Source organism: Variovorax sp. LARHSF232 (assembly GCF_052871435.1).
Genome location: NZ_JBIXJS010000001.1, coordinates 956,765 through 976,047 on the forward strand (window position 1 = coordinate 956,765; position 19,283 = coordinate 976,047).

Sequence of the window (19,283 nt, forward strand, 5' to 3'; positions counted from 1 at the left end):
CTCAGCCCTCCACGTGCACGTCGAGCTCGTCCCAGAGCGTGCTGAAGTAGGTATTGAATTCCGGCAGGCCGCGCGCCTCGAAGGGCGTGGGCCGCCGGCCGCCGAGGCTGGGAAACGCCATCCGGTGCTCCGACTTGATGCGCCCGGGCCGGCGCGACAGGACGATCACGCGGTCGGTCATCGCGATGGCTTCGCCGATGTCGTGCGTGACCAGCATCACCGACTTGCCCTCGCTGCGCAGCACCTCCACCACCTCGTCGGCAATCGCCAGGCGGGTTTGCGAGTCGAGCGCCGAGAAGGGCTCGTCCAGCAGCACCACGTCGGGATCGGTGACCAACGTGCGCGCCAGCGCAACGCGCTGACGCATGCCGCCGGAGAGTTGGCGCGGGTAGTGATGCAGGAAATCGCCCATGCCGCACTTGTGCAGCAGGTGGATCGCGCGTTCGCGCGCTTCGCGCATGTTGCGCCGCTGGATCTGCGCGCCCAGCAGCGCGTTGTCGAGAATGCTGCGCCATTCGTACAGGTAGTCCTGCTGCAGCATGTAGCCGATGCTGGGCGAAGGGCCGGCCACCGGCTGGCCGTCCACCGTAACGCTGCCGCCGGAAGGCTCGAGGATGCCCGCGACGATCGACAGCAGCGTGCTCTTGCCGCAGCCCGACTGGCCGATGATGCTGACGAACTCGCCCGGCGCCACCGCCAGCGAGATGTTGTCGAGCGCCTGCGTCTCGCCCTGCGGCGTGAAGTAGCGCAGTGAGACGTTGCGCACGTCGATGCGCGGCCGCCCGGCCGCTGCGGTCACGGCATTCATCACTTGGCCTTGGCAGCGAAGTCCGTCACCACGACCTGCTCGTACTTCACGCGCTTGGCAGCCTCGAGGACGCCGCTGGCGATGAGCATGTCCTGCAACTGCTCGATGGCAGCCTTTTCCACCAGCGGCGAGGTTTTCCACAGCTTGAGGCCGCGGTAGCGCTCGATCGCCTTCGTCAGTTCAGCCTGCGACAGGCCCGGGAAGTACTCGGCGACCTGCTTGGCGAGATCGGCGGGCGGGGCGCTCTGCACGTACTTCTGGGCGCGTGCCACGGCGGCCGTCCAGGCCTGCAGCACCGCCGGGTTCTTCTGCATGAACACATCGGTGCTGGTGAACACGGTGTAGTCCACCTGCCCCACTTCGCTGCCGATGGAGGCCATCACATGGCCGTTGCCGTCCTTCTCCAGATTGCCGGCCTCGGGCTCCAGGAAGATCGCGTAGTCGTTCTGGCCGGCCAGCCAGGCGCCGGTGCGCGCAGCCGGGCCGACGTTGTTGACCAGCTTCAGATCCTTCTTCGGATCGAGGCCGTGCTTGCGCAGCGCCGCCTCCAGGAAGACGTCCGGATTGGAGCCGGGCCGGAAGGCCATCACCGACTTGCCCTTGAGCTGGTTCCAGTCGAACTTGTCCGCCGGCTTGCGCGACATCAGCAGGAAACCGTCAGTGGCCGTGAGGCCGGCAAAGATCTTCGGCTTGGCTGGCGACTCGCTGTTGGCGACGTAGATGGAGGCCTCCGGCCCGATCAGCACGATGTCCGCGCTGCCGGACAGCAGCGCTGCCATGCCCTTGTCGGTTCCTTGGGAGGTCTTCATGGCCACGTCCAGGCCGGCGTCCTTGAAGTAGCCCTGATTCAAGGCGACGTACATGGGCACATACAGCACCGAGCGAACGACCTCTTCGTAGCGCACCTTGACGAGCGCCTTGGCGGCGGCCTGCGCAAGGGCGTCGGAAGCCAGGCCGATCAGGCCAGCCACTGCAACCAGGGCCGGCGCCAGGCGACGGGCGAAGGCAGGAAATCGACACGCGTGTTGGGACATCTGAGCGCTCCTCGAAATGTGGGGTTTGAGTCAACAAGCAATACAGTATGCAAAACATAGGCCACTGGTCAATCGGCAAATGCGTGGTGACCACGCACCGGGATGGCGCGCACGCAGTCCGTATTTGGGCATTCTCCATAGGGAAATCGAAAGCGATGCACCGCGCCGAGGCAGTCGGTGATTAGCGCTTGCGGTGTTTACCCCATGGCTCAGTTCTTGCACGTTTGGAATACTGTATACCGTTTAGTCAGTCTGCATCCCCACATACTCAGCCATTCCTAACGAGGCCTCGCATGGATTCCACCGTTCCCATCAACGCCGCTCACTGGGTCTACCTGCTGGGCGTCGGCGCCATCGTCCTGACGATGATCTTTCGCGCCAATGTCGTCGTGCCCTCGATCGTTGCCACCTTCTGCGTCGCGCTGGCCTGGACGCACAGCCCGATCTCGGCCCTGGGGGCCATCTTCAATGCGAGCTTCGTGGCAGCCAAGGAGCTGTTCAACATCTTCCTGGTCATCGCGCTGATGACGGCGCTGCTGAATTCGCTGCAGTCCCTGCAGTCGGACGTGCGCATGGTCAAGCCCTTTCGCGCGGTCATGAAGAACGGCCACGTCGCCTACTTCGTGCTGGCGGGCATCACCTATGTGATCTCGCTGTTCTTCTGGCCGACGCCGGCGGTGCCGCTGGTCTCCGCCGTGTTGTTGCCGGCGGCCATCGCTGCCGGCCTGCCACCGCTGGCCGCCGCCGTCGCCATCGCCATCGCGGGCCAGGGCATGGCGCTGTCCTCGGACTACGTGATCGGTGTGGCGCCCGGCATCAGTGCCAAGGCGGCGGGCGCCTCGGCGGCCATCGTGGCCGACCGTACGCTGGTGCTGTCGCTGATCGTCGGCGCCATTGCGCTGCTGATGGCCTACCTGGCGCTGCGCCGGCAGATCGTGCCCGCCAGCAATGAGCTGCTGACGCGCTGGCAGGCTCAGTCGACCAACGGCAAGACCCAGGAGCTGGAAGCGGCCGGCACCTTCGACAAGGCCGAGATCGCGCGCGGCATGAGTCGCGGCGATGCGCCGCTGCTGACGCAGGCGCAGATCCGGGAAGAACTCTCGACGGTCGAGGCGCGCCGCGTCGTCTGGTCCAAGGTGTTCGCCATCGTGACGCCGCTGGCCTTTCTGGCAGTCATCGCGACGATGGTGCTGCCCAAGATGTGGCCCGCGCTGCCCGAGCTGAAAGGCGGTACCGCGGCTACGCTGGTCGGCGGCATGGCGGCCGGGCTGATGATTCTGGCCACGCTGGCCGCGGAAGGCCCGCGCAAGATGCTCGACGTGAGTGCCGAGCACATCACCGACGGCTTCGTCTTTGCCTTCAAGGCCATGGGCTCGGTGCTGCCGATCGCCGGCTTCTTCTTCATCGGAGCCGGCGAGACCGCCGGCCCCATCCTGGGCCTGACAGCCGACGCCAAGCCGCCGCACCTGCTGTTCGAACTGATCCAGGACGCCCAGCACCTGATCCCCAACAGCCATGCCTTCGTCGCCTTCGGCGTGCTGGTGGTGGGAATGATCACCGGCATCGACGGCTCCGGTTTTGCCGGCCTACCCTTGACCGGCACGCTCTCCGGTGCACTGGCACCGGCCGCGGGCATGGATCCCGCAACGCTCGCCGCCGTAGGCCAGATGGGCGCCGTCTGGACCGGCGGCGGCACCTTGATCGCCTGGTCTTCGCTGATCGCCGTGGCCGGCTTTGCCCGGGTGCCGGTGCTGTCGGCCGTCCGGGCGCTGATGCTGCCGGTGATCACGGGCCTCGTGGTGGCCACCGGCTGCGCCGTGTTCCTCTGGCCCTGAGCTTGCAGGCCGGCGACTATCTCCGAACCAACGGGTCGTCGCCAACTTCAAGGCGTACTGGAAAGGGCCCGCCTGGGCGCCGCCTAGAATGACGGCCCCGTGATCGAAGTACTCAACATTGCCGTCTACAAGTTCGTCGCCATCGAGGATGGCCACGAACTGCGCGAACGCCTGCTGACCCGAGCGCTGGCCCTGGACCTGCGTGGCACCGTTCTGGTGGCCGGCGAAGGCATCAACCTCTTCATGGCCGGCGCACCGGAAGCGATCGGCGAATTCCTGGCCTTCCTGCGCGCCGACGCGCGCTTTGCCGACCTGGAGGTCAAGGAAAGCTGGTCGCTGGCGCAGCCCTTCCGGCGCATGCTGGTGAAGCTCAAGCGCGAAATCATCCGCATGGACCACCCCGCCATCCAGCCGGCCGCCGGCCGCGCGCCCGGCGTGGAAGCCAGGACGCTCAAGCGCTGGCTCGACCAGGGCCATGACGACGAGGGCAAGCCGGTGGTGCTGCTGGACACCCGCAACGCCTTCGAGGTGGACTTCGGTACCTTCGACAACGCCATCGACTGGCGCATCGGCAAGTTCACCGAATTCCCGAAGGCGCTGGCCGAGCACCGCGAACAGTTGCAGGGCAAGCGCGTAGTGAGCTTTTGCACCGGCGGCATCCGCTGCGAGAAGGCCGCCATCCTGATGCACGAGCAGGGCCTGCCCGACGTGCTGCAGCTCGAAGGCGGCATCCTGAAGTATTTCGAGGAAGTGGGCGGCGCCCACTACAGCGGCGATTGCTTCGTCTTCGACGGCCGCGAGGCGCTGGCGCCCGACCTTCGCGCGCGCAAGAACGGCATCAGCGCGCGCGCCTCGGACGATCCCGATATCGCGATCAAGCAGTAGCGGCAGCGTACGCGGACGTCAGCGCCGCCAGAACGCCCATCGAGGGGCCAGCCCCTTGCCTGGCGACCGCGCGTCCGCGCTCAAAGTGGGCGGCACGCCATGACGGCGGCGCAGCTCGCGCTCCATTTCGTGGGCGAGGCCGTTCGCACCTTTCTCGCCATGCAGGGCACGGGTGCGCCATTGCACTGCCTGGGCGGCCAACACCTCATCGGGCAAAGACTGAAGATCCATTGCGCGAATTTTCGCGCGCTGATGAAGCGATCGTGTCGCGCGCGCGGCCCGGTGTGGCGGCGCTGCAGCACCTTGACCAAGTAGTAGCGCCGTACTACCAACGCCACGCCGTCGCGCGGTAGACCGAACTGGCCTATTTCACGGCCGAGGGCGCCGTGCGATCGGAGAAGGGATGCTCGGGCAGCGGGATGAATTCCGTTTCGCCCGGCACCTGGCCCATGCGCTGGGCCGACCAGTCGGCGCCGGCCTGCATGAGACGTTCGCGGCTGCTGGAGACGAAGTTCCAGGCCATGAAGCGCGGGCCGTCGAGCGGGTCGCCACCGAGGATCACCGCGCGCACCGCGCCATCGCCCACTGCGGACAATTCGGCCTCCTGGCCTTCCTGCAGCAGCACCATGGCAAAGGGCGGCACCACTTCGCCGTCCACCGCGATGAGGCCTTCGACCACGTAGAGCGCCAGTTCCGGCGCCAGCGCGGGCAGCTTCAGGCTGCCGAAGGCGGGCAGCGCGATGTCGAGGTAGAGGGTGGGCGCAAAAGTCTTGACAGGCGATCGCACGCCGAAGGCCTCGCCGATCAGCACGCGCACCTGGGCGCCCTGCGCCTGCACCTCGGGGATGGCCTCGGCCCCGGTGTGCGAAAAGCTGGGCTCGATCTCCTCGAATTCCTTGGGCAGCGCGGCCCATAGCTGCAGGCCGTGGTTGACGTACTCGGCGTTCAGCAAGCGCTCGGGCTTGCGCTCGGAATGCACGATGCCGCGCCCGGCGGTCATCCAGTTGATGGCGCCGGGTCGAATCTCCTGTTCGCTGCCGAGACTGTCGCGATGCATCATCGCGCCCTCGAACAGGTAGGTGACGGTGGCCAGCCCGATGTGCGGATGCGGGCGCACGTCGTGCACGCGGCCCGGGTGCTCGGTCGCGGGACCGAAATGATCGAAGAAGACGAAGGGCCCGACCGAGCGCTTGGCCGCTGCGGGCAGCAGGCGCCGCACCATGAAGCCGCCGCCCAGGTCCTTGTCGTGTGCTTTCAGCAGTTCCATCGTGGACTCCGTTCTTAGAACTTCGCGGCAAGTGCCGCCACGCGTTCGCCCAGGGCGCGCGCCGTCTCCAGGTCGCCCTTGGCCATCTCCGCGGAGCTGGCGTCGGTGGGCGACGTGGCCAGCGCGCCGGCATAGCCCCCCACGTAGTTGGGCGAGTTGCGGGTGGCCGCCTTGTCGTTGGAAGGCAGCATGCCCAGCCCGGCCCAAAGGCCGCCGTGCTGCATGGCCAATGTCCAGAAGTAGGCGATGGTGGCGTGCTTGTCGCCGTTCATCGCGCTGCTGTTGGTGAAGCCGGCAAAGAGCTTGTCCTTCCAGGTCTGCACATACCAGGGCTTGGAAGAAGCGTCGGCGAATTTCTTGAACTGCCAGCTTGGGCCACCCATGTAGGTGGGCGCGCCGAAGATGATGGCGTCGGCCGCCGCCAGCGCCTCCCAGCCGCCGGGGGGAAGGTTCCCCTCGGCGTCGATGGCGATCAGGTGAGCGCCGGCCCCATCGGCCACCGCCTGCGCCAGGCGCTGCGTGTGGCCGTATCCGGAATGAAAGACGACGACGATGTCAGGCATCGGCGAAGTGTAGGTCCATCACTTCTTGTCGATGGACAGGCGGCCGGGGCCGAAGGCAGCCAGGGCCAGCAGGCCACCCACCACGGCGATGTTCTTGTTGAACAGCAGCGTGGCAACCATCTTCATGGCTTCCGGCGCGGCCCAGAAAGCGTGGAAGAAGAAGGAGGCAACCAGCGTGAACGCCGCCAGCACGATGGCGGCGATGCGCGTCTTGTAGCCCAACAGCAGTGCAATGCCGGCACCGAGTTCGACCACGATCGCCACGGCGGCGGCCAGCGACGGCAGCGGCAGGCCGACCGAGCTGATGTAGCCCACCGTGCCGGCAAAACCCATCAGCTTGGCGAAGCCAGCCGGGATGAAGAGGTAGGCCAGCAGCAGGCGGCCCGCCAGCGCGAGCAGGTCGCTGCCGGGCAGCGCATCGGCTTTGTTGTTGGAAGCGGTGGCGGTGATCGAGTTGGACATGGATGAACTCCTGGTTGAAAAAATAGTTGAAAAGAGAAAGGCGACAGGGACTTCAAGACTGGAGATCGAACACCAGCACTTCGGCGTCCTTGCCCGCCGACAAACGCACTTGCAATTCCCCTTCCAGCTTGGCGGCGTCGCCACCGCTGAGCTTCTGGCCATTGACCTCGAGCTCGCCGCGCACCAGGTGCACGTAGGCCTTGCGATTCGGATCGAGTGCCAGCGTGGCCTCCTCGGCGCCGTCGAACAGCCCGGCATACAGGCGCGCATCGGCATTCACGCTGACCGAGCCATCGCTGCCGTCCGGCGAAGCCACCAGGCGCAGGCGCCCGCGCTTTTCGTCCTCTGCAAAGCTCTTTTGCTCATAGCCGGGGGCGACGCCCTTCACCTTGGGCTCGATCCAGATCTGCAGGAAGTGCGTGGTCTGGTCGGGCTTGTGGTTGAACTCGCTGTGCATCACGCCGCGGCCGGCGCTCATGCGCTGCACGTCGCCCGGCGGGATCGATTCGACATTGCCCATGCTGTCCTTGTGCGCCAGCTCGCCCGACAGCACGTAGCTGATGATTTCCATGTCACGGTGGCCGTGCGTGCCAAAGCCGGCGCCGGCCGCCACCCGGTCTTCATTGATGACGCGCAGGTTGCCGAAGCCCATGTGGGCCGGGTCGAAATAGCCGGCAAAGGAAAAGCTGTGGTACGAGCGCAGCCAGCCGTGGTCGGCGTAGCCGCGTTCCTGCGATCTGCGAATTTGAAGCATCGTTTCACTCCTTGCCCATCAGGCCCCTTGGCCCTGGGCTCTCTCGTAAGCCGCGCCGGATGCGCCGCGATGGGTGGAACTTTAGGGCGGCCCATAGGCCTCGCGAGCGGGCACATTTGAAGGCATCATTCAAATCTTTTGAACGATTGAACCGTCAGCCGCCATGACCACCGCCCGCGATGCCCTCACCCCCGACGCCCTGGCCATGCTGCAGGCCGTGGCTCAGTACGGCAGCTTTGCCGGCGCGGCGCGCGCGCTGGACCTGGTGCCCAGCGCCCTCTCCTACCGCATCCGGCAGATCGAGGACGCGCTGGACGTGCTGCTGTTCGACCGCAGCGCGCGCCAGGCCCGCATCACCGAAGCCGGCGCCGAGCTGCTGCGCGAGGGCGCGTGGCTGCTGGGCGAGATCGACGCGGTGGCCAACCGGGTGCGCCGCGTGGCCACCGGCTGGGAGGCGCAGCTGACCATCGCGATCGACACGGTGATCGCGCGCGACCCGGTACTGGAACTGGTGAGCGCTTTCTACGCCCAGAACCCGCCGACGCGCCTGAAGCTGCTGGACGAAACCCTGCTGGGCACCGTGCAGGCCCTCACCAGCGGGCAGGCCGACCTGGCGATCGGCACGGTGGTGAATGCGGCCGGCCTGTCCTTCACCGCCGCCGGCATCCGCAGCCGCTCCCTGGGCGAGCTGCGCTTCGTCTATTGCGTGGCGCCGCATCACCCGCTGGCCAAGGCCGGTGTGCCGCTGAGCGACGAGCTGCTGCGCAGCCATCGCGCGGTCGCCGCCGCCGACTCCTCGCGTACCGGCGAACGCATGACGGTGAACCTGGTGAGCGGACAGGACGTGCTCACCGTGCCCAGCATGCACGCCAAGCTGGCGGCGCAGTTGCACGGCCTGGGGGGTGGCTTCCTGCCCGAGCCGATGGCGCGCCCTTACATCGAGGCTGGGCACCTGGTGCAATGCACGACCGAGCGCGCCCCGCCGCTGGGGCAAATGCACTGCGCCTGGCGCGTGCCGGCCAGCGGCAGCCCCGGCCACGCACTGCAGTGGTGGCTGGCGCGTTTCGAACACGAAGGCACGCGCCGCGCCTTGCTGGAAAACCATCGGGGCCGTTGATCGCGCAAGCCGGTTAGAGTCCGTCGGACTGCCACACCCATCACGAGAGACAAAGCATGACCCTCCGCACGACCGCTCAGAAGCGCCCGAAAAAGGCGAAGCCGGCATCCGCGTCCGCCAGCAAGCACTTTGCCGTCATCGGCGCCGGCATTGCCGGCGTGGCCTGCGCGCGCACCCTGGTGCAGGCGGGCCACCGTGTGACCGTGTTCGAGCGTGGCGCGCAGCCGGGCGGGCGCATGGCCAGCGAGGTCTCGCCCTTCGGCAGCTTCGACAGCGGCGCGCAGTACTTCACCGTACGCGATCCGCGCTTCAAGCGGGTGTTGCAGACCACGCCCGAACTGTGCCGCCCCTGGAGCGCCAACGCGGTGCGGGTGCTGGACGCCCGGGGCCGGGTGGCCGAAGCCTCGCTGCCCCGGCCGGAGCCGCACTTCGTCGCCCAGCCCGGCATGAACGCGCTGGTCGCCTATTGGGCGCGGCCGCTGGGCGAGTCGCTGCAGACCGGCACCCAGGTCACGCACATCGAGCGCGACGCGCTCGACCCGGCCCGCTGGCAGCTGCGCACCCTGGCCGAGAAGGACGAGTCCATCCACGTCTATTCCGGCTTCGACGCGGTGCTGCTGGCCACGCCGCCCAATCCGGCGCGCCGCCTCTTGGGCAAGCTGTCGCCCGCCCTGAGCCAGCATCTGGCGCCGGTCAAGGTGGCGCCGTGCTGGAGCCTGATGATTGCCTTCCCCAACGCCAACCAGCCCACCCTGTCGCACCTGGGCCCGCAATGGAACGCGGCGCGCAGCACGCACCACCGGGTGGCCTGGCTGGCGCGCGAATCCTCCAAGCCCGGGCGCCAGGTGATCGAGCGCTGGACCTTGCAAGCCAGCGCCGACTGGTCGCAGGAACACCTGCAGGACGACGCCCCGCGCGTGCAGGCCAAGTTGCTGCGTGCCTTCGCCGAGATCACCGGCATCCGCACCGAGCCCAGCTATGCCCACACCCGCTGCTGGCCCGAAGCCCAGACCCTGGTGCCGGCCGGTCAGCCGCACCTGTGGGACGCCAAGACCGGCCTGGGCGCCGCCGGCGACTGGTGCACCGGGCACCGCGTGGAAGAAGCTTTTCTCTCCGGCCTCTCTCTGGCCCTTGCCGTGCATTGATTCCGACTGGTCGCTTCGCTCCCTCACCCACCGGCCCCCTGCATGCCGGCTCGCTGGTCGCCGCACTGGCCAGCTGGCTGGACGTGCGCGCCCACGGGCCCAAGGCGCGCTGGCTGGTGCGCATCGAGGATGCCGACACCGAGCGCTGCCTGCCGGGCATGGACGCGCTGATCCTGCGGCAGCTGGCGGCCTGCCGGCTGCTGCCGGACGAGCCCCCGGCCTGGCAGACGCAGCGCACGCCGTTCTACGTCGGTGCCCTGGCGCAGCTGCAGCGGGGCGGCCTGGTCTACCCCTGCGGCTGTTCACGCAAGGACATCGAAGAGGCGCTGGCGCGGCAGGGTGTCGCGCATACGCGCCATGTCGAGCGCGTCTACCCTGGCACCTGCCGCGACGGGCTGCATGGCAAGAAGGCGCGAGCCTGGCGCTTTGCCGCGACGAAATTCCAGGGCGCCCAGGGCCCGATCGCCTGGACCGACCGCCGCCTGGGCCCGCGGCTGCAGGACGTGGCGCGAGAGGTGGGCGACTTCGTCCTCAAGCGCGCCGACGGCCCTTGGGCCTACCAGCTGGCGGTGGTGGTGGACGACGGCCAGCAGTGCGTCACCGACGTGGTGCGCGGCGAGGACCTGGCCGACAACACCGCCCGCCAGATCCTGCTGCAGCGCGCGCTGGGCCTGCCCACACCGCGCTACCTGCACACGCCGCTGGTGCTGGCCGCCGATGGCAGCAAGCTGTCCAAACAGAGCGGGGCGACCGCGATCGACACTGCCACGCCAGCAGCCGCCCAGGCGGCGCTGATCGCCGCCGCCCGGGCGCTTGGCCTGCGGGGTGATGAGCGCAGCGGCTGGGTGGCGCAATGGCGCGATCTCTACAATCCCGGGCCTCTATGAATCCCCCCCGTGAAACCGATCCGGCGCCCGCGCCTGAAGACGACAAGCCCCATCCCCTGCACCGCCGCCTGAAGAGCTTCGTCAAGCGCGCCGGCCGCACCACCGAGGGGCAGGCCCGCGCCTACGCGCTGTATGGCCCGCAATTCCTGCTGCCCTATCGGGCCGAGCGGCTGGACCTGGCGGCCGCTTTTGGCCGCGTGGCGCCCACCGTGCTGGAGATCGGCTTCGGCATGGGCGAGGCCACGGCCCACATCGCCGGCCTGATGCCGGAGAACAATTTCCTGTGCTGCGAGGTGCATGAGCCGGGCGTCGGGGCGCTGCTCAAGCGCATCGGCGAACAGGGCCTGACGAACATCCGCATCTGCGCGCATGACGCGGTGGACGTCATCGACCACATGCTGGCGCCCAGCGTGCTGGCCGGCGTGCACGTGTTCTTTCCGGACCCCTGGCACAAGACGCGCCACAACAAGCGCCGCCTGATCCAGCCGCCGCTGGTGAAGAAGCTGGCCGAGCGCCTGGCACCGGGCGGCTACCTGCACTGCGCCACCGACTGGAAGCCCTACGCCGAGCAGATGGTGGAGGTGCTGCGCGCCGAGCCCTTGCTGCGCATCAGCCCCGATGCCTCGCCCGAGGGCTACGCCCCCAAGCCCTTCTATCGGCCCCTGACCAAGTTCGAGAACCGCGGCATCAAGCTCGGACACGGCGTTTACGACGTTTTGTTCACGAAAACCTGACGCGTTTGGCGCCCCGTGGCATCACCTTTGCGTAGGATGTAAAGGTTACAAAATGTCAGGAGGGCCACCATGCACAGCGCCAGGCGCCGCAATCTGTTGATCAACGCAGCCGCCGGGCTGGGTTTGAGCGCCCTGGGCGCCGGCTGGAGCACCGTCGCGCTGGCTGCGCCGGGCGGCCGCAAGCTGGTGATCGGCCAGTCGGTGCCGTTGACGGGCGCCGCCAGCGAGATCGGCCTGGCTTTTGCTGCCGGCGCCAAGCTGTACGTGGACGCCTTCAACGAGAAGAAGGACGCGCCACTGGAGCTGGAACTGCGCCAGCTGGACGACGGCTACGACCCGGCGCGCGCCGCCGCCAACGCGAAAAAGCTGCTGGCCGACGGCGCCGACCTGCTGTTCGGCTTTGTCGGCACCGCCAGCTGCAGCGCCGCCGCCGCCGCCGCCAAGGAGCAAGGCGCGGTGCTGCTGGCGCCCTTCGCCGCCGCGGATTCGCTGCGCGACGCCTCCAACCCGCAGGTCTTTCACGTGCGCCCCGGCATGGCCGACGAGGCCTTCAAGATGGTGCAGCACTGCGCCACCATCGGCCACACCCGCATCGCGGTGCTGGGCGAGGACGACGCCATGGGCCGCGCCGGCCTGGCGGCCGTCGAGCAGGCGATGAAAGAGCTGAAGCTGGCGCCGCCGGTGGCCAGCGCCTTCGTGCCGGTCAACAGCACCAAGGTCGACGCCGCGGTGGCCGCCATCAGTGCCAGCAAGCCGCAGGTGGTGATCCAGGCATCGCTGTTCAACACCACCGCCGCCTTCATCCGCGCCATGCGCAAGGGCGGCTACGGCGGCACCTTCATGAACTTCTCGGTGGTCGGAATGGACCCGCTGTTCGTCGCCCTGGGCAAGGACATTCGCGGCGTGGTGATCAGCCAGGTGGTGCCCTCGCCGCGCAGCGCAGCCATTCCGATCGTGCGCGAGTACCTCGCCGCCATCGACAACTCCGACCAGTCGCCCAGCTACGAGAGCCTGGAGGGCTTCATCGCCGCCAAGACCCTGGGCGAAGCGGTGCGCCGCGCCGGACCGGGCCTGAACCGGGCCGGGCTGCAGAAGGCGCTGGCCGGCCTGGGCGATTTCGACGTGGGCGGCTTTCGCCTGCATCTGCGCGCCGGCGTGCGTGATCCGGCCTGGACCATCGACCTGGTGACCGTGACGGCGGACGGGCGGGTGATCCGCTAGGGCCTAAGCCGCCTTGTCTTTGGCGCCACGAGGACTAAAGTGCTCTCCCAGCCAAAGCATGGAGAACGCCATGACCCAGGATCCCTTTGCGGAGTTGAAGGCCAAGCAACGCGAGATGTGGGCCTCCTTCACGCCCACGGCCATGTTCACCACGCCGGTGGCTGGCCACCTGGTGAAATTCGCGGGCATCGCCCGCGGTGAAACGGTGCTCGACGTTGGCACCGGCACCGGCGTCGTGGCGCTCACCGCCGCCCGGGCAGGCGCCAAGGTGACCGGCCTGGACCTCACACCCGAGCTTCTGGAGCAGGCGCGCGACAACGCCCGCATCGCGCAGCAGGAGGAGAACATCGTCTGGACCGAAGGCGATGCCGAGCAGCTGCCCTACGCCGACGCCTCTTTCGACGTGGTGCTGAGCCAGTTCGGCCACATGTTCGCGCCGCGTCCCGAGGTGGTCGTGGCCGAGATGCGCCGCGTGCTCAAGCCGGGCGGGCGCGTCGCCTTCGCCACCTGGCCGCCCGAGCACGTCATCGGCCGCATGTTCGCCTTCGTCGGCCGCAACTCGCCGCCTCCGCCGCCCGGCGCCGCGCCGCCGCCGCAATGGGGCCATCCGCCCACCGTGGCGGAGCGCCTGGGCGAGCGCTTCGGCGTGCCTTTCTTCGAGCGCGGCATCATGGCTTTTCCGGCGCTCAGCCTGGCGCACTACCGCCTGTTCATGGAACGCTCGGTCGGCCCGATCCAGAAGCTGATGGAAGCCAATTCAGGCACGCCCGACAGGCTGGCCGCACTGCGCGCCGAGTTCGATGCACTGATCGAGCCCTATTTCGCCGACAACTTCGTGCGGCAGGACTACCTGTTGACGCGGGCTCAGGCGCGCTGAGGGCCACAGCCGGACATGGAGCCCTCCGGTCGAGGACGCCCGGCCGGGTAAACTGCTGGGTTTTCCCACCTGGCGGTATTGGTGCAAGTGTTACAGCGACGCACAGATTTCACCGGCCCGGCGCTGATTCGCCTGCTCGCTCGACTCACCGAGGTCGAGGTTCCCGAATCCCCTCAAGCTTTCGCGGATCGACTGAGCCAATGGCTCGGCTGGACGAATGCCATTGCCCTTTCGACGGCATTGAATGGCAGTCCTGCTCCTGCGACAGCGCCGTCCGCCGACGCACGCGTCTCCCCGGCCAACGCCGAGGAAGGCGAATGCGCGCGCGTACGGGCCGCCCTGACGAAGTCCATCGCCGAGGACAGCGTGTTCGCGCCACTCGCAACTGCCATCAGCCGCCGGCCCGCCGGCAAGGCGGCAGCAACGCCAACCCAGGCACCGGCGCCCCTGCCGGCCGATGCCACACCCGACTTCACCGACTTCACCCCCTACCGCCTGCGCTACCACGCCCGCCAGCAAGCCATGGACGCCGCCATCGGCCCCTTGCGCGAAAAGCTGCGGTCCAGGCTGGCGGCCCGCAAGTCCCCCGCCCTGGGCCGGCTTGCAGCCATCGATGCCGTGATGGAACAGGCGCTGGGTGAGCAGGAGCGCCGCTTGCTGGCCGGACTGCCCGCCCTCTTGGAAAAGTATTTCGAACGCCTGCGCCGCCAGCATGAGGCGCAGCAGGCCGACAACCCAGACGCTTCCACCTCAGAAGCAGCCCCCTGGCTGCAGCGATTCGGCAAGGACGCCCAAGGCGTGCTGCTGGCCGAACTGGAACTCCGATATCAACCGGTCGAAGGGCTGCTTCAAGCCCTTCGCGCCTAGAGCTGCGCCTCAAGCTCCATGAACCGATCTTCTCTTCCTCTCCAAATCTTCGCCTTCGTCCTGGGCCTGGTCGCCATCGGCTGGGCCGGCGCCGGCTACATCGCCTCCAACCCGCTGGCCCTGGCCGTCACGCTGGTCATCGGCGCCTTCTTCCTGATGGGTGCGCTGGAACTGCGGCGCTTCCACCTGGCCACCGCCTCGCTGCAAGGCGCCGTGTCTGACGTGCCGGCCTCGCCGCCGGCGAGCCTGGGCGCGTGGCTGGATCGCCTGCACCCGTCGCTGCGCAACGCCGTGCGCCTGCGCATCGAAGGCGAGCGCGTCGGCCTGCCCGGCCCGGCCCTCACGCCCTACCTCACGGGCCTCCTGGTGCTGCTGGGCATGCTGGGCACCTTCCTGGGCATGGTGGTCACCTTGAGCGGCACCGGCACGGCACTGGCCAGCGCGTCGGACATGCAGGCGGTGCGCTCCTCGCTGGCGGCCCCGGTGCAGGGCCTGGGCCTGGCCTTCGGCACCTCGCTGGCAGGCATCGCCGCCTCGGCCATGCTGGGCCTGATGGCGGCGCTTTGCCGGCGCGACCGGCTGCAGGTGGCGCAACTGCTCGACGCGCGCATCGCCACCGACCTGCGCGTGTTCTCGCAGGCGCATCAGCGGGACGAATCCTTCAGGCTCTTGCAGCAGCAAAGCCAGCTGATGCCCGCGCTGATCGACAAACTGCACGCCATGATGACGGCGCTGGAGCGGCAGGGCCAAAGCCTGAACGAGCGCCTGCTCGCGAACCAGGACGGCTTCCATGCCAAGGCCGAGCAGGCCTATTCCAGCCTGGCCGCGTCTGTCGGCCAGTCGCTCAAGGAGAGCCTCACCGAAAGCGCCCGCGCCGCCGGCGCCACCATCCAGCCGGTGGTGGAAAGCACCATGAACGCCGTCGCCGACACCTTCGAACGCCGGTCGGCCACGCTGGTCGACAAGGTGTCGGCGCAAACGCAGCACACCATGGACCATGTGTCGTCGCAGATGCAGGCCACCATGGGCGAGGTGTCGTCGCAACTGCGATCCACTGTCGAGCAGTTGTCGGCCAACTGGCGCGCGGCCCTCACTCAGCACGAGCAGGTGAGCGGGCAACTGTCGGCGAGCACGCAGCAGGCCCTGGTGGCGGCGACCGCCAGCCTGGAACAACACGCGGCTTCGCTGCTGCAAACCCTGGGCACGGCGCACGCCAGCCTGCATGAAAACATCGCCGCCAAAGACCAGCAGCGCCTGGCCGCCTGGTCCGATTCGCTGCAAGCCATGGCGGCATCGCTGCAGCAGGAATGGCAGCAGGCCGGCGAGCGCAGCCTGGGCCAGCAGCAGGCCATCTGCCAGACGTTGGCGCAGACGGCGGATGACATCTCGGCCAAGACCGAAGCGCATGCGCGCGGCACCATCGCCGAGATTGCGCAGCTGGTGCAGGCCGCGTCCGAGGCGCCTCGCGCCGCCGCCGAGGTGATGGCCGAGCTGCGCCAGAAGCTGTCGGACAGCATGGCGCGCGACAACAGCCTCCTGGAAGAACGCGAGCGCATCCTCACGACGCTGGACACCCTGCTCGGCGCGGTGAACCACGCCGCCACCGAGCAGCGCGCCGCCATCGACGCGCTGGTGGCGGCATCGGCCGACCTGATGGAGCGCGTGGGCACGCGCTTCGCCGAAGCGGCTGATGCGCAGACCGGCAAGTTGGCCGAAGTGGCGGACGCGCAGGCCGGCAAACTGGCCGGCGTGACTGCGCAAGTCTCGGCCAGCGCCGTCGAGGTGGCCAGCCTGGGCGAAGCCTTCGGCGCGGCTGTGGATCTGTTCAGCCAGTCGAACGACAAGCTGGCGACGCATCTGCAGCGCATCGAAGGGGCGTTGACCAAGGTCATGACCCGCAGCGACGAACAGCTCGACTACTACGTGGCGCAGGCCCGTGAAGTGGTCGACCTGAGCATCCGCTCGCAAAAGCAGATCGTCGAAGACCTGCAGCAGATCGCCGGCCAGAAGGCGGCGGCAGGCAGCGTGGCATGACGATGCCCGGCAGCAGCGACGAACTGGACGCCGGCAGCGAGGCGAACGCGCCCGTCTGGGCCGTCTTCGGCGACCTGATGTCGGGTCTGCTGGGCGCCTTCGTGCTGATCCTGGTGTGCGTGATCGGCATGCAACTGGACCTCGCGACAAAGCTGGAGGCGGAGGTCAAGCAGCGCGAGGCTGCGGCGCAGCGCCTGAAGACGCTGGAGCAGGCCCTGGCCGGCCCGCTGGCCGCCGGCCGCGTCACCCTGGACAACGGGCGCATCGGCATCAGCGGCAGTGTGCTCTTTGCCTCCAGCTCGGCCGAACTGCAGCCCGAAGGGCGGCAGCTGCTCAAGAGCCTGGCCGCACCACTGACTGCCTATCTTGAAGCGCGCGACGACATCCTGATGGTGAGTGGCTTCACCGACGACCGGCAGGTGCGCGGCAGCAGCCGCCAGTTTGCCGACAACTGGGAGCTGTCGGCGCAACGCGCCCTGACGGTGACGCGCACGCTGATCGAGGAAGGCGTTCCCGCATCCTCGGTCTTTGCCGCGGCCTTCGGCGCCGAGCAGGCGGTGGCGTCCAACGCCGATGCCGAGGGGCGTTCGAAGAACCGGCGCGTGGAAATGGCGCCCACGCCGCGGCCTTCGCGCACGCCGGCCAAGAAGGCGGCATGACAGGCAACAGCGCCCCGGTGCGTCTTCGAATGATCGAAGCGATGACCCGGCGCGCGCAGGCGCACGAGGGCGAAGCGCGCCGCATCCTGGACGCCCGGCTGGCTGCTTTGAAGGCGGCCCACGAGCAGGCAGTGGAACATGCGGGCGCCGCGCAGGCAGGCGCCACCATGACGGCCCCAACGCCCACCCGGACCGGCGGTCCCCTGGCCCAGCTCGCCCACTACATCGCGCAGAACGCGGCGACGGCAACCACCCCCTTGGATGCCGCCGGCGAGCCGGAAGCGCTGCGCTATTTGCGCAGCACCTGGTCCAGGCTCAGCGCCGACAAGCGCCTGACGCAATCGCTGGCCAAGGTGCCGGACAAGGCCGGCCCCCTGAATTCGCACCAGCTGGTGCACCGCGCGCTCAGCGCCATGCGCGATGCGTCGCCGGACTACTTCCACCATTTCGTGTCGTACGTCGATGCCCTGATGGGCCTGGACCCGCTGAACAGCGCTGGCCCTGCTTCGGCCGCGGCGGAGAAGGCATCGCAGGCACCCTCGACGCGACAGCGCAAGAGCGCGCGCGGTAAGTAGGGCCTGTGAACAGGCCCTCGCCCACGGCGTTCAGAGAGCCTGCGTCTGCCGGCTTTTCTCGAAGCGTTGCTGGCAGGCGAGGCAGCGTTCGCTGAAGGGCTGCGCCTGCAGGCGCGCCAGCGGGATCGACTGGCCGCAGTCGATGCACTCGCCGTACCGGTCCTGGTCCATGCGCGCTTTGGCATCGGCGATTTGGCGCAGCTCCATGACGTCCCGCTCCCGCTCGGCATGGCGCAGGGCGTCGCGCATTCGCTCTTCGCCCTGATCGCCGATGTCGCCGACCATCTCGCGTGGGATGCGCGTCGTCGGCGTGGCCTCGGCGGCTTCCTGCGCCAAGGTGCGGACCTCGGCGCGCAGTTGCACCTCGCGCGCGTCCAGCTGCGCGCGCAGGCTGGCCAGCTGCTCATGGTTCAGCGCTTGGTTCATGTTCCCACCTTGGCACGCAGCCGCACCCCCCGCTGTACGCAGCGGAGCACTTGCGGGTAGGACAAGGCCGGCTCTTGACGCCGGCACCGCGCAAGAAATTGGCGAGCGAAGGCATGGAAAAAGACCTACGCAAATAGGCGTGCCGGCTCACACGCACGGAATTCATCGGGCGCGCACCATTTGTTCACTTCGATCAGGAGTTCGACCACGACGCCGGCCCGGCGGCAGGCTGCCTGCTGGCCAATCGGGGGCGGCATTCAAACAGGAGAGCGAAATGAGCAAGTCACCTGGGCACCAAAAGATGCCCGACCACAAGATCCGGGAAGAGCAGCTTCAGCAGCCGCTGGAAGTCGAAGTCGAGGGCGTCGTTGTCGCCAGCGCGAACAGCGCCATCAAGCTCGAAGAGGACGGGTATCCCGCACGCTACTACTTCGCGCCTTCGGACGTGATGATGGACAAGCTGGAAAGCTCGGACACCACCACCGAGTGCCCCTTCAAGGGAACGGCCAGCTACTACAGCCTGAAGCTCGGCGAAAGGCGCCTGAAGGATGCGGTGTGGACCTACCGCGACCCCTTCGACGAGCATCTGGCGCTGAAGGACAGGCTCGCCTTCTACGACGACAAGTTTCCGGAGATCCGCGTCAGGCCGAAGGCCTGACTCTCTCAACCCACGCAAACGTGTTTAACCGACCAGGAGAAATTGCCATGCAAAAGATCAAGGATGTGATGAGCCGCGATGTGCAAGTGATCAGCCCGGACGCGCCAATCACCGAGGCGGCGCGGTGCATGCGCGACGGCGATTTCGGCATGATGCCGGTGGGCGAGAACGACCGCATGGTCGGTTCCATCTCCGACCGGGACATCGTCGTGCGAGCCGTGGCCGAGGGCCGCGGTGTCGACGTCAAGGTGCGCGACGTGATGTCCGACGGCATCCGCTGGGCCTATGAAGACGAGCCGGTCGAACGCGCCACAGCCATCATGGGCGAGCACCAGATCCGGCGCCTGCCGATCGTCAATCGCGACAAGCGGCTGGTGGGCATCGTGGCCCTGGGGGATCTCGCCGCCAAGAAGGCAAAGCCGGTTCAAACGGCCAAGGCGCTGGGCGAGATCTCGGAGCACGCCTGAGCGGCGGC

General features: G+C 68.1%; 22 protein-coding genes. 14 read left to right on the forward strand and 8 right to left on the reverse strand.

From position 1 onward, the window contains the following. Position 1 precedes the first annotated feature (1 nt). Positions 2 to 808, reverse strand: a complete 807-nt coding sequence (locus ACIPRI_RS04515) for an ABC transporter ATP-binding protein (RefSeq protein WP_446588915.1) — start codon at positions 806 to 808, stop codon at positions 2 to 4. After that, a complete protein-coding gene (locus tag ACIPRI_RS04520) occupies positions 808 to 1,842 on the reverse strand; it encodes an ABC transporter substrate-binding protein (protein WP_446588917.1) in 1,035 nt (344 codons plus the stop codon). The genes ACIPRI_RS04515 and ACIPRI_RS04520 overlap by 1 nt, the downstream gene beginning before the upstream one ends. A 293-nt stretch (positions 1,843 to 2,135) precedes the next feature. On the opposite strand from ACIPRI_RS04520, the gene ACIPRI_RS04525 reads away from it, so the two are divergent. Together ACIPRI_RS04525 and ACIPRI_RS04530 are read left to right on the forward strand one after the other, a co-directional pair. Then, entirely contained in the window at positions 2,136 to 3,677 is a 1,542-nt protein-coding gene (locus ACIPRI_RS04525) for a hypothetical protein (RefSeq protein ID WP_446588919.1), read from the forward strand. A gap of 99 nt (positions 3,678 to 3,776) precedes the next feature. Next, positions 3,777 to 4,562, forward strand: a complete 786-nt coding sequence (locus tag ACIPRI_RS04530) for a sulfurtransferase (RefSeq protein ID WP_446588921.1) — start codon at positions 3,777 to 3,779, stop codon at positions 4,560 to 4,562. An 18-nt stretch (positions 4,563 to 4,580) separates the two neighbouring features. Here the strand turns inward: ACIPRI_RS04530 and ACIPRI_RS04535 are convergent, their stop codons facing one another. The 5 genes from ACIPRI_RS04535 to ACIPRI_RS04555 form a co-directional block, all read right to left on the reverse strand. After that, positions 4,581 to 4,793: a hypothetical protein gene (locus ACIPRI_RS04535; RefSeq protein WP_446588923.1), complete on the reverse strand. Its 213-nt coding sequence runs from the start codon at positions 4,791 to 4,793 to the stop codon at positions 4,581 to 4,583. Between the two features lie 133 nt (positions 4,794 to 4,926). Then, positions 4,927 to 5,829 carry a pirin family protein gene (locus tag ACIPRI_RS04540; RefSeq protein WP_446588925.1) on the reverse strand — a complete coding sequence of 301 codons (903 nt, stop codon included), beginning with the start codon at positions 5,827 to 5,829 and terminating at the stop codon, positions 4,927 to 4,929. A 14-nt stretch (positions 5,830 to 5,843) separates the two neighbouring features. Next, positions 5,844 to 6,392: a flavodoxin family protein gene (locus tag ACIPRI_RS04545; RefSeq protein ID WP_446588927.1), complete on the reverse strand. Its 549-nt coding sequence runs from the start codon at positions 6,390 to 6,392 to the stop codon at positions 5,844 to 5,846. An 18-nt stretch (positions 6,393 to 6,410) separates the two neighbouring features. Further along, on the reverse strand, positions 6,411 to 6,854 hold the full coding sequence (locus tag ACIPRI_RS04550) for a DoxX family protein (protein ID WP_446588929.1): 444 nt from the start codon (positions 6,852 to 6,854) through the stop codon (positions 6,411 to 6,413). A 52-nt stretch (positions 6,855 to 6,906) separates the two neighbouring features. Beyond that, the gene (locus tag ACIPRI_RS04555; protein WP_446588931.1) at positions 6,907 to 7,608 is read right to left on the reverse strand and encodes a pirin family protein; all 702 of its coding nucleotides are present in this window, start codon (positions 7,606 to 7,608) and stop codon (positions 6,907 to 6,909) included. Positions 7,609 to 7,771: 163 nt separating this feature from the next. Between ACIPRI_RS04555 and ACIPRI_RS04560 the strand changes: the two genes are divergently transcribed. The 10 genes from ACIPRI_RS04560 (at position 7,772) to ACIPRI_RS04605 (ending at position 17,724) form a co-directional block, all read left to right on the forward strand. After that, positions 7,772 to 8,725, forward strand: coding sequence for a LysR family transcriptional regulator (locus ACIPRI_RS04560; RefSeq protein ID WP_446588933.1), 954 nt, complete (start codon positions 7,772 to 7,774; stop codon positions 8,723 to 8,725). A 56-nt stretch (positions 8,726 to 8,781) separates the two neighbouring features. After that, entirely contained in the window at positions 8,782 to 9,870 is a 1,089-nt protein-coding gene (locus ACIPRI_RS04565) for an NAD(P)/FAD-dependent oxidoreductase (RefSeq protein WP_446588935.1), read from the forward strand. Further along, entirely contained in the window at positions 9,867 to 10,757 is an 891-nt protein-coding gene (gene gluQRS, locus ACIPRI_RS04570; protein ID WP_446588937.1) for a tRNA glutamyl-Q(34) synthetase GluQRS, read from the forward strand. The genes ACIPRI_RS04565 and gluQRS overlap by 4 nt, the downstream gene beginning before the upstream one ends. After that, entirely contained in the window at positions 10,754 to 11,491 is a 738-nt protein-coding gene (gene trmB, locus ACIPRI_RS04575; protein ID WP_446588939.1) for a tRNA (guanosine(46)-N7)-methyltransferase TrmB, read from the forward strand. The genes gluQRS and trmB overlap by 4 nt, the downstream gene beginning before the upstream one ends. A gap of 69 nt (positions 11,492 to 11,560) precedes the next feature. Next, positions 11,561 to 12,712 carry an ABC transporter substrate-binding protein gene (locus tag ACIPRI_RS04580; protein ID WP_446588941.1) on the forward strand — a complete coding sequence of 384 codons (1,152 nt, stop codon included), beginning with the start codon at positions 11,561 to 11,563 and terminating at the stop codon, positions 12,710 to 12,712. A gap of 70 nt (positions 12,713 to 12,782) precedes the next feature. Further along, a complete protein-coding gene (locus ACIPRI_RS04585) occupies positions 12,783 to 13,589 on the forward strand; it encodes a class I SAM-dependent methyltransferase (RefSeq protein WP_446588943.1) in 807 nt (268 codons plus the stop codon). A gap of 87 nt (positions 13,590 to 13,676) precedes the next feature. Next, entirely contained in the window at positions 13,677 to 14,456 is a 780-nt protein-coding gene (locus ACIPRI_RS04590; protein ID WP_446620379.1) for a DUF3348 domain-containing protein, read from the forward strand. 18 nt (positions 14,457 to 14,474) lie between these two features. Then, positions 14,475 to 16,490 (forward strand): DUF802 domain-containing protein, encoded by a 2,016-nt coding sequence (locus tag ACIPRI_RS04595; RefSeq protein ID WP_446588945.1) that lies wholly within the window; start codon positions 14,475 to 14,477, stop codon positions 16,488 to 16,490. Between the two features lie 2 nt (positions 16,491 to 16,492). Then, positions 16,493 to 17,149, forward strand: coding sequence for an OmpA family protein (locus tag ACIPRI_RS04600; RefSeq protein ID WP_446620380.1), 657 nt, complete (start codon positions 16,493 to 16,495; stop codon positions 17,147 to 17,149). Further along, on the forward strand, positions 17,146 to 17,724 hold the full coding sequence (locus ACIPRI_RS04605) for a DUF2894 domain-containing protein (protein WP_446588947.1): 579 nt from the start codon (positions 17,146 to 17,148) through the stop codon (positions 17,722 to 17,724). The genes ACIPRI_RS04600 and ACIPRI_RS04605 overlap by 4 nt, the downstream gene beginning before the upstream one ends. Before the next feature lie 30 nt (positions 17,725 to 17,754). On the opposite strand, the gene ACIPRI_RS04610 is transcribed toward ACIPRI_RS04605, so the two are convergent. After that, positions 17,755 to 18,150 (reverse strand): TraR/DksA family transcriptional regulator, encoded by a 396-nt coding sequence (locus ACIPRI_RS04610; protein WP_446588948.1) that lies wholly within the window; start codon positions 18,148 to 18,150, stop codon positions 17,755 to 17,757. A 274-nt stretch (positions 18,151 to 18,424) separates the two neighbouring features. On the opposite strand from ACIPRI_RS04610, the gene ACIPRI_RS04615 reads away from it, so the two are divergent. After that, positions 18,425 to 18,808 carry a DUF427 domain-containing protein gene (locus ACIPRI_RS04615; RefSeq protein ID WP_446588949.1) on the forward strand — a complete coding sequence of 128 codons (384 nt, stop codon included), beginning with the start codon at positions 18,425 to 18,427 and terminating at the stop codon, positions 18,806 to 18,808. A gap of 47 nt (positions 18,809 to 18,855) precedes the next feature. Further along, on the forward strand, positions 18,856 to 19,275 hold the full coding sequence (locus ACIPRI_RS04620; protein WP_446588951.1) for a CBS domain-containing protein: 420 nt from the start codon (positions 18,856 to 18,858) through the stop codon (positions 19,273 to 19,275). The last annotated feature ends 8 nt before the right edge of the window (positions 19,276 to 19,283 follow it).

What these genes read in the sequence shown, in the direction of transcription:
- ACIPRI_RS04515 (WP_446588915.1), bottom strand. Translation starts at nt 808, where the DNA reads ATGAATGCCGTGACCGCAGCGGCCGGGCGGCCGCGCATCGACGTGCGC.
- ACIPRI_RS04520 (WP_446588917.1), bottom strand. Translation starts at nt 1,842, where the DNA reads ATGTCCCAACACGCGTGTCGATTTCCTGCCTTCGCCCGTCGCCTGGCG.
- ACIPRI_RS04525 (WP_446588919.1), top strand. Translation starts at nt 2,136, where the DNA reads ATGGATTCCACCGTTCCCATCAACGCCGCTCACTGGGTCTACCTGCTG.
- ACIPRI_RS04535 (WP_446588923.1), bottom strand. Translation starts at nt 4,793, where the DNA reads ATGGATCTTCAGTCTTTGCCCGATGAGGTGTTGGCCGCCCAGGCAGTG.
- ACIPRI_RS04540 (WP_446588925.1), bottom strand. Translation starts at nt 5,829, where the DNA reads ATGGAACTGCTGAAAGCACACGACAAGGACCTGGGCGGCGGCTTCATG.
- ACIPRI_RS04545 (WP_446588927.1), bottom strand. Translation starts at nt 6,392, where the DNA reads ATGCCTGACATCGTCGTCGTCTTTCATTCCGGATACGGCCACACGCAG.
- ACIPRI_RS04550 (WP_446588929.1), bottom strand. Translation starts at nt 6,854, where the DNA reads ATGTCCAACTCGATCACCGCCACCGCTTCCAACAACAAAGCCGATGCG.
- ACIPRI_RS04555 (WP_446588931.1), bottom strand. Translation starts at nt 7,608, where the DNA reads ATGCTTCAAATTCGCAGATCGCAGGAACGCGGCTACGCCGACCACGGC.
- ACIPRI_RS04560 (WP_446588933.1), top strand. Translation starts at nt 7,772, where the DNA reads ATGACCACCGCCCGCGATGCCCTCACCCCCGACGCCCTGGCCATGCTG.
- ACIPRI_RS04565 (WP_446588935.1), top strand. Translation starts at nt 8,782, where the DNA reads ATGACCCTCCGCACGACCGCTCAGAAGCGCCCGAAAAAGGCGAAGCCG.
- trmB (WP_446588939.1), top strand. Translation starts at nt 10,754, where the DNA reads ATGAATCCCCCCCGTGAAACCGATCCGGCGCCCGCGCCTGAAGACGAC.
- ACIPRI_RS04580 (WP_446588941.1), top strand. Translation starts at nt 11,561, where the DNA reads ATGCACAGCGCCAGGCGCCGCAATCTGTTGATCAACGCAGCCGCCGGG.
- ACIPRI_RS04585 (WP_446588943.1), top strand. Translation starts at nt 12,783, where the DNA reads ATGACCCAGGATCCCTTTGCGGAGTTGAAGGCCAAGCAACGCGAGATG.
- ACIPRI_RS04595 (WP_446588945.1), top strand. Translation starts at nt 14,475, where the DNA reads ATGAACCGATCTTCTCTTCCTCTCCAAATCTTCGCCTTCGTCCTGGGC.
- ACIPRI_RS04600 (WP_446620380.1), top strand. Translation starts at nt 16,493, where the DNA reads ATGCCCGGCAGCAGCGACGAACTGGACGCCGGCAGCGAGGCGAACGCG.
- ACIPRI_RS04605 (WP_446588947.1), top strand. Translation starts at nt 17,146, where the DNA reads ATGACAGGCAACAGCGCCCCGGTGCGTCTTCGAATGATCGAAGCGATG.
- ACIPRI_RS04610 (WP_446588948.1), bottom strand. Translation starts at nt 18,150, where the DNA reads ATGAACCAAGCGCTGAACCATGAGCAGCTGGCCAGCCTGCGCGCGCAG.
- ACIPRI_RS04615 (WP_446588949.1), top strand. Translation starts at nt 18,425, where the DNA reads ATGAGCAAGTCACCTGGGCACCAAAAGATGCCCGACCACAAGATCCGG.
- ACIPRI_RS04620 (WP_446588951.1), top strand. Translation starts at nt 18,856, where the DNA reads ATGCAAAAGATCAAGGATGTGATGAGCCGCGATGTGCAAGTGATCAGC.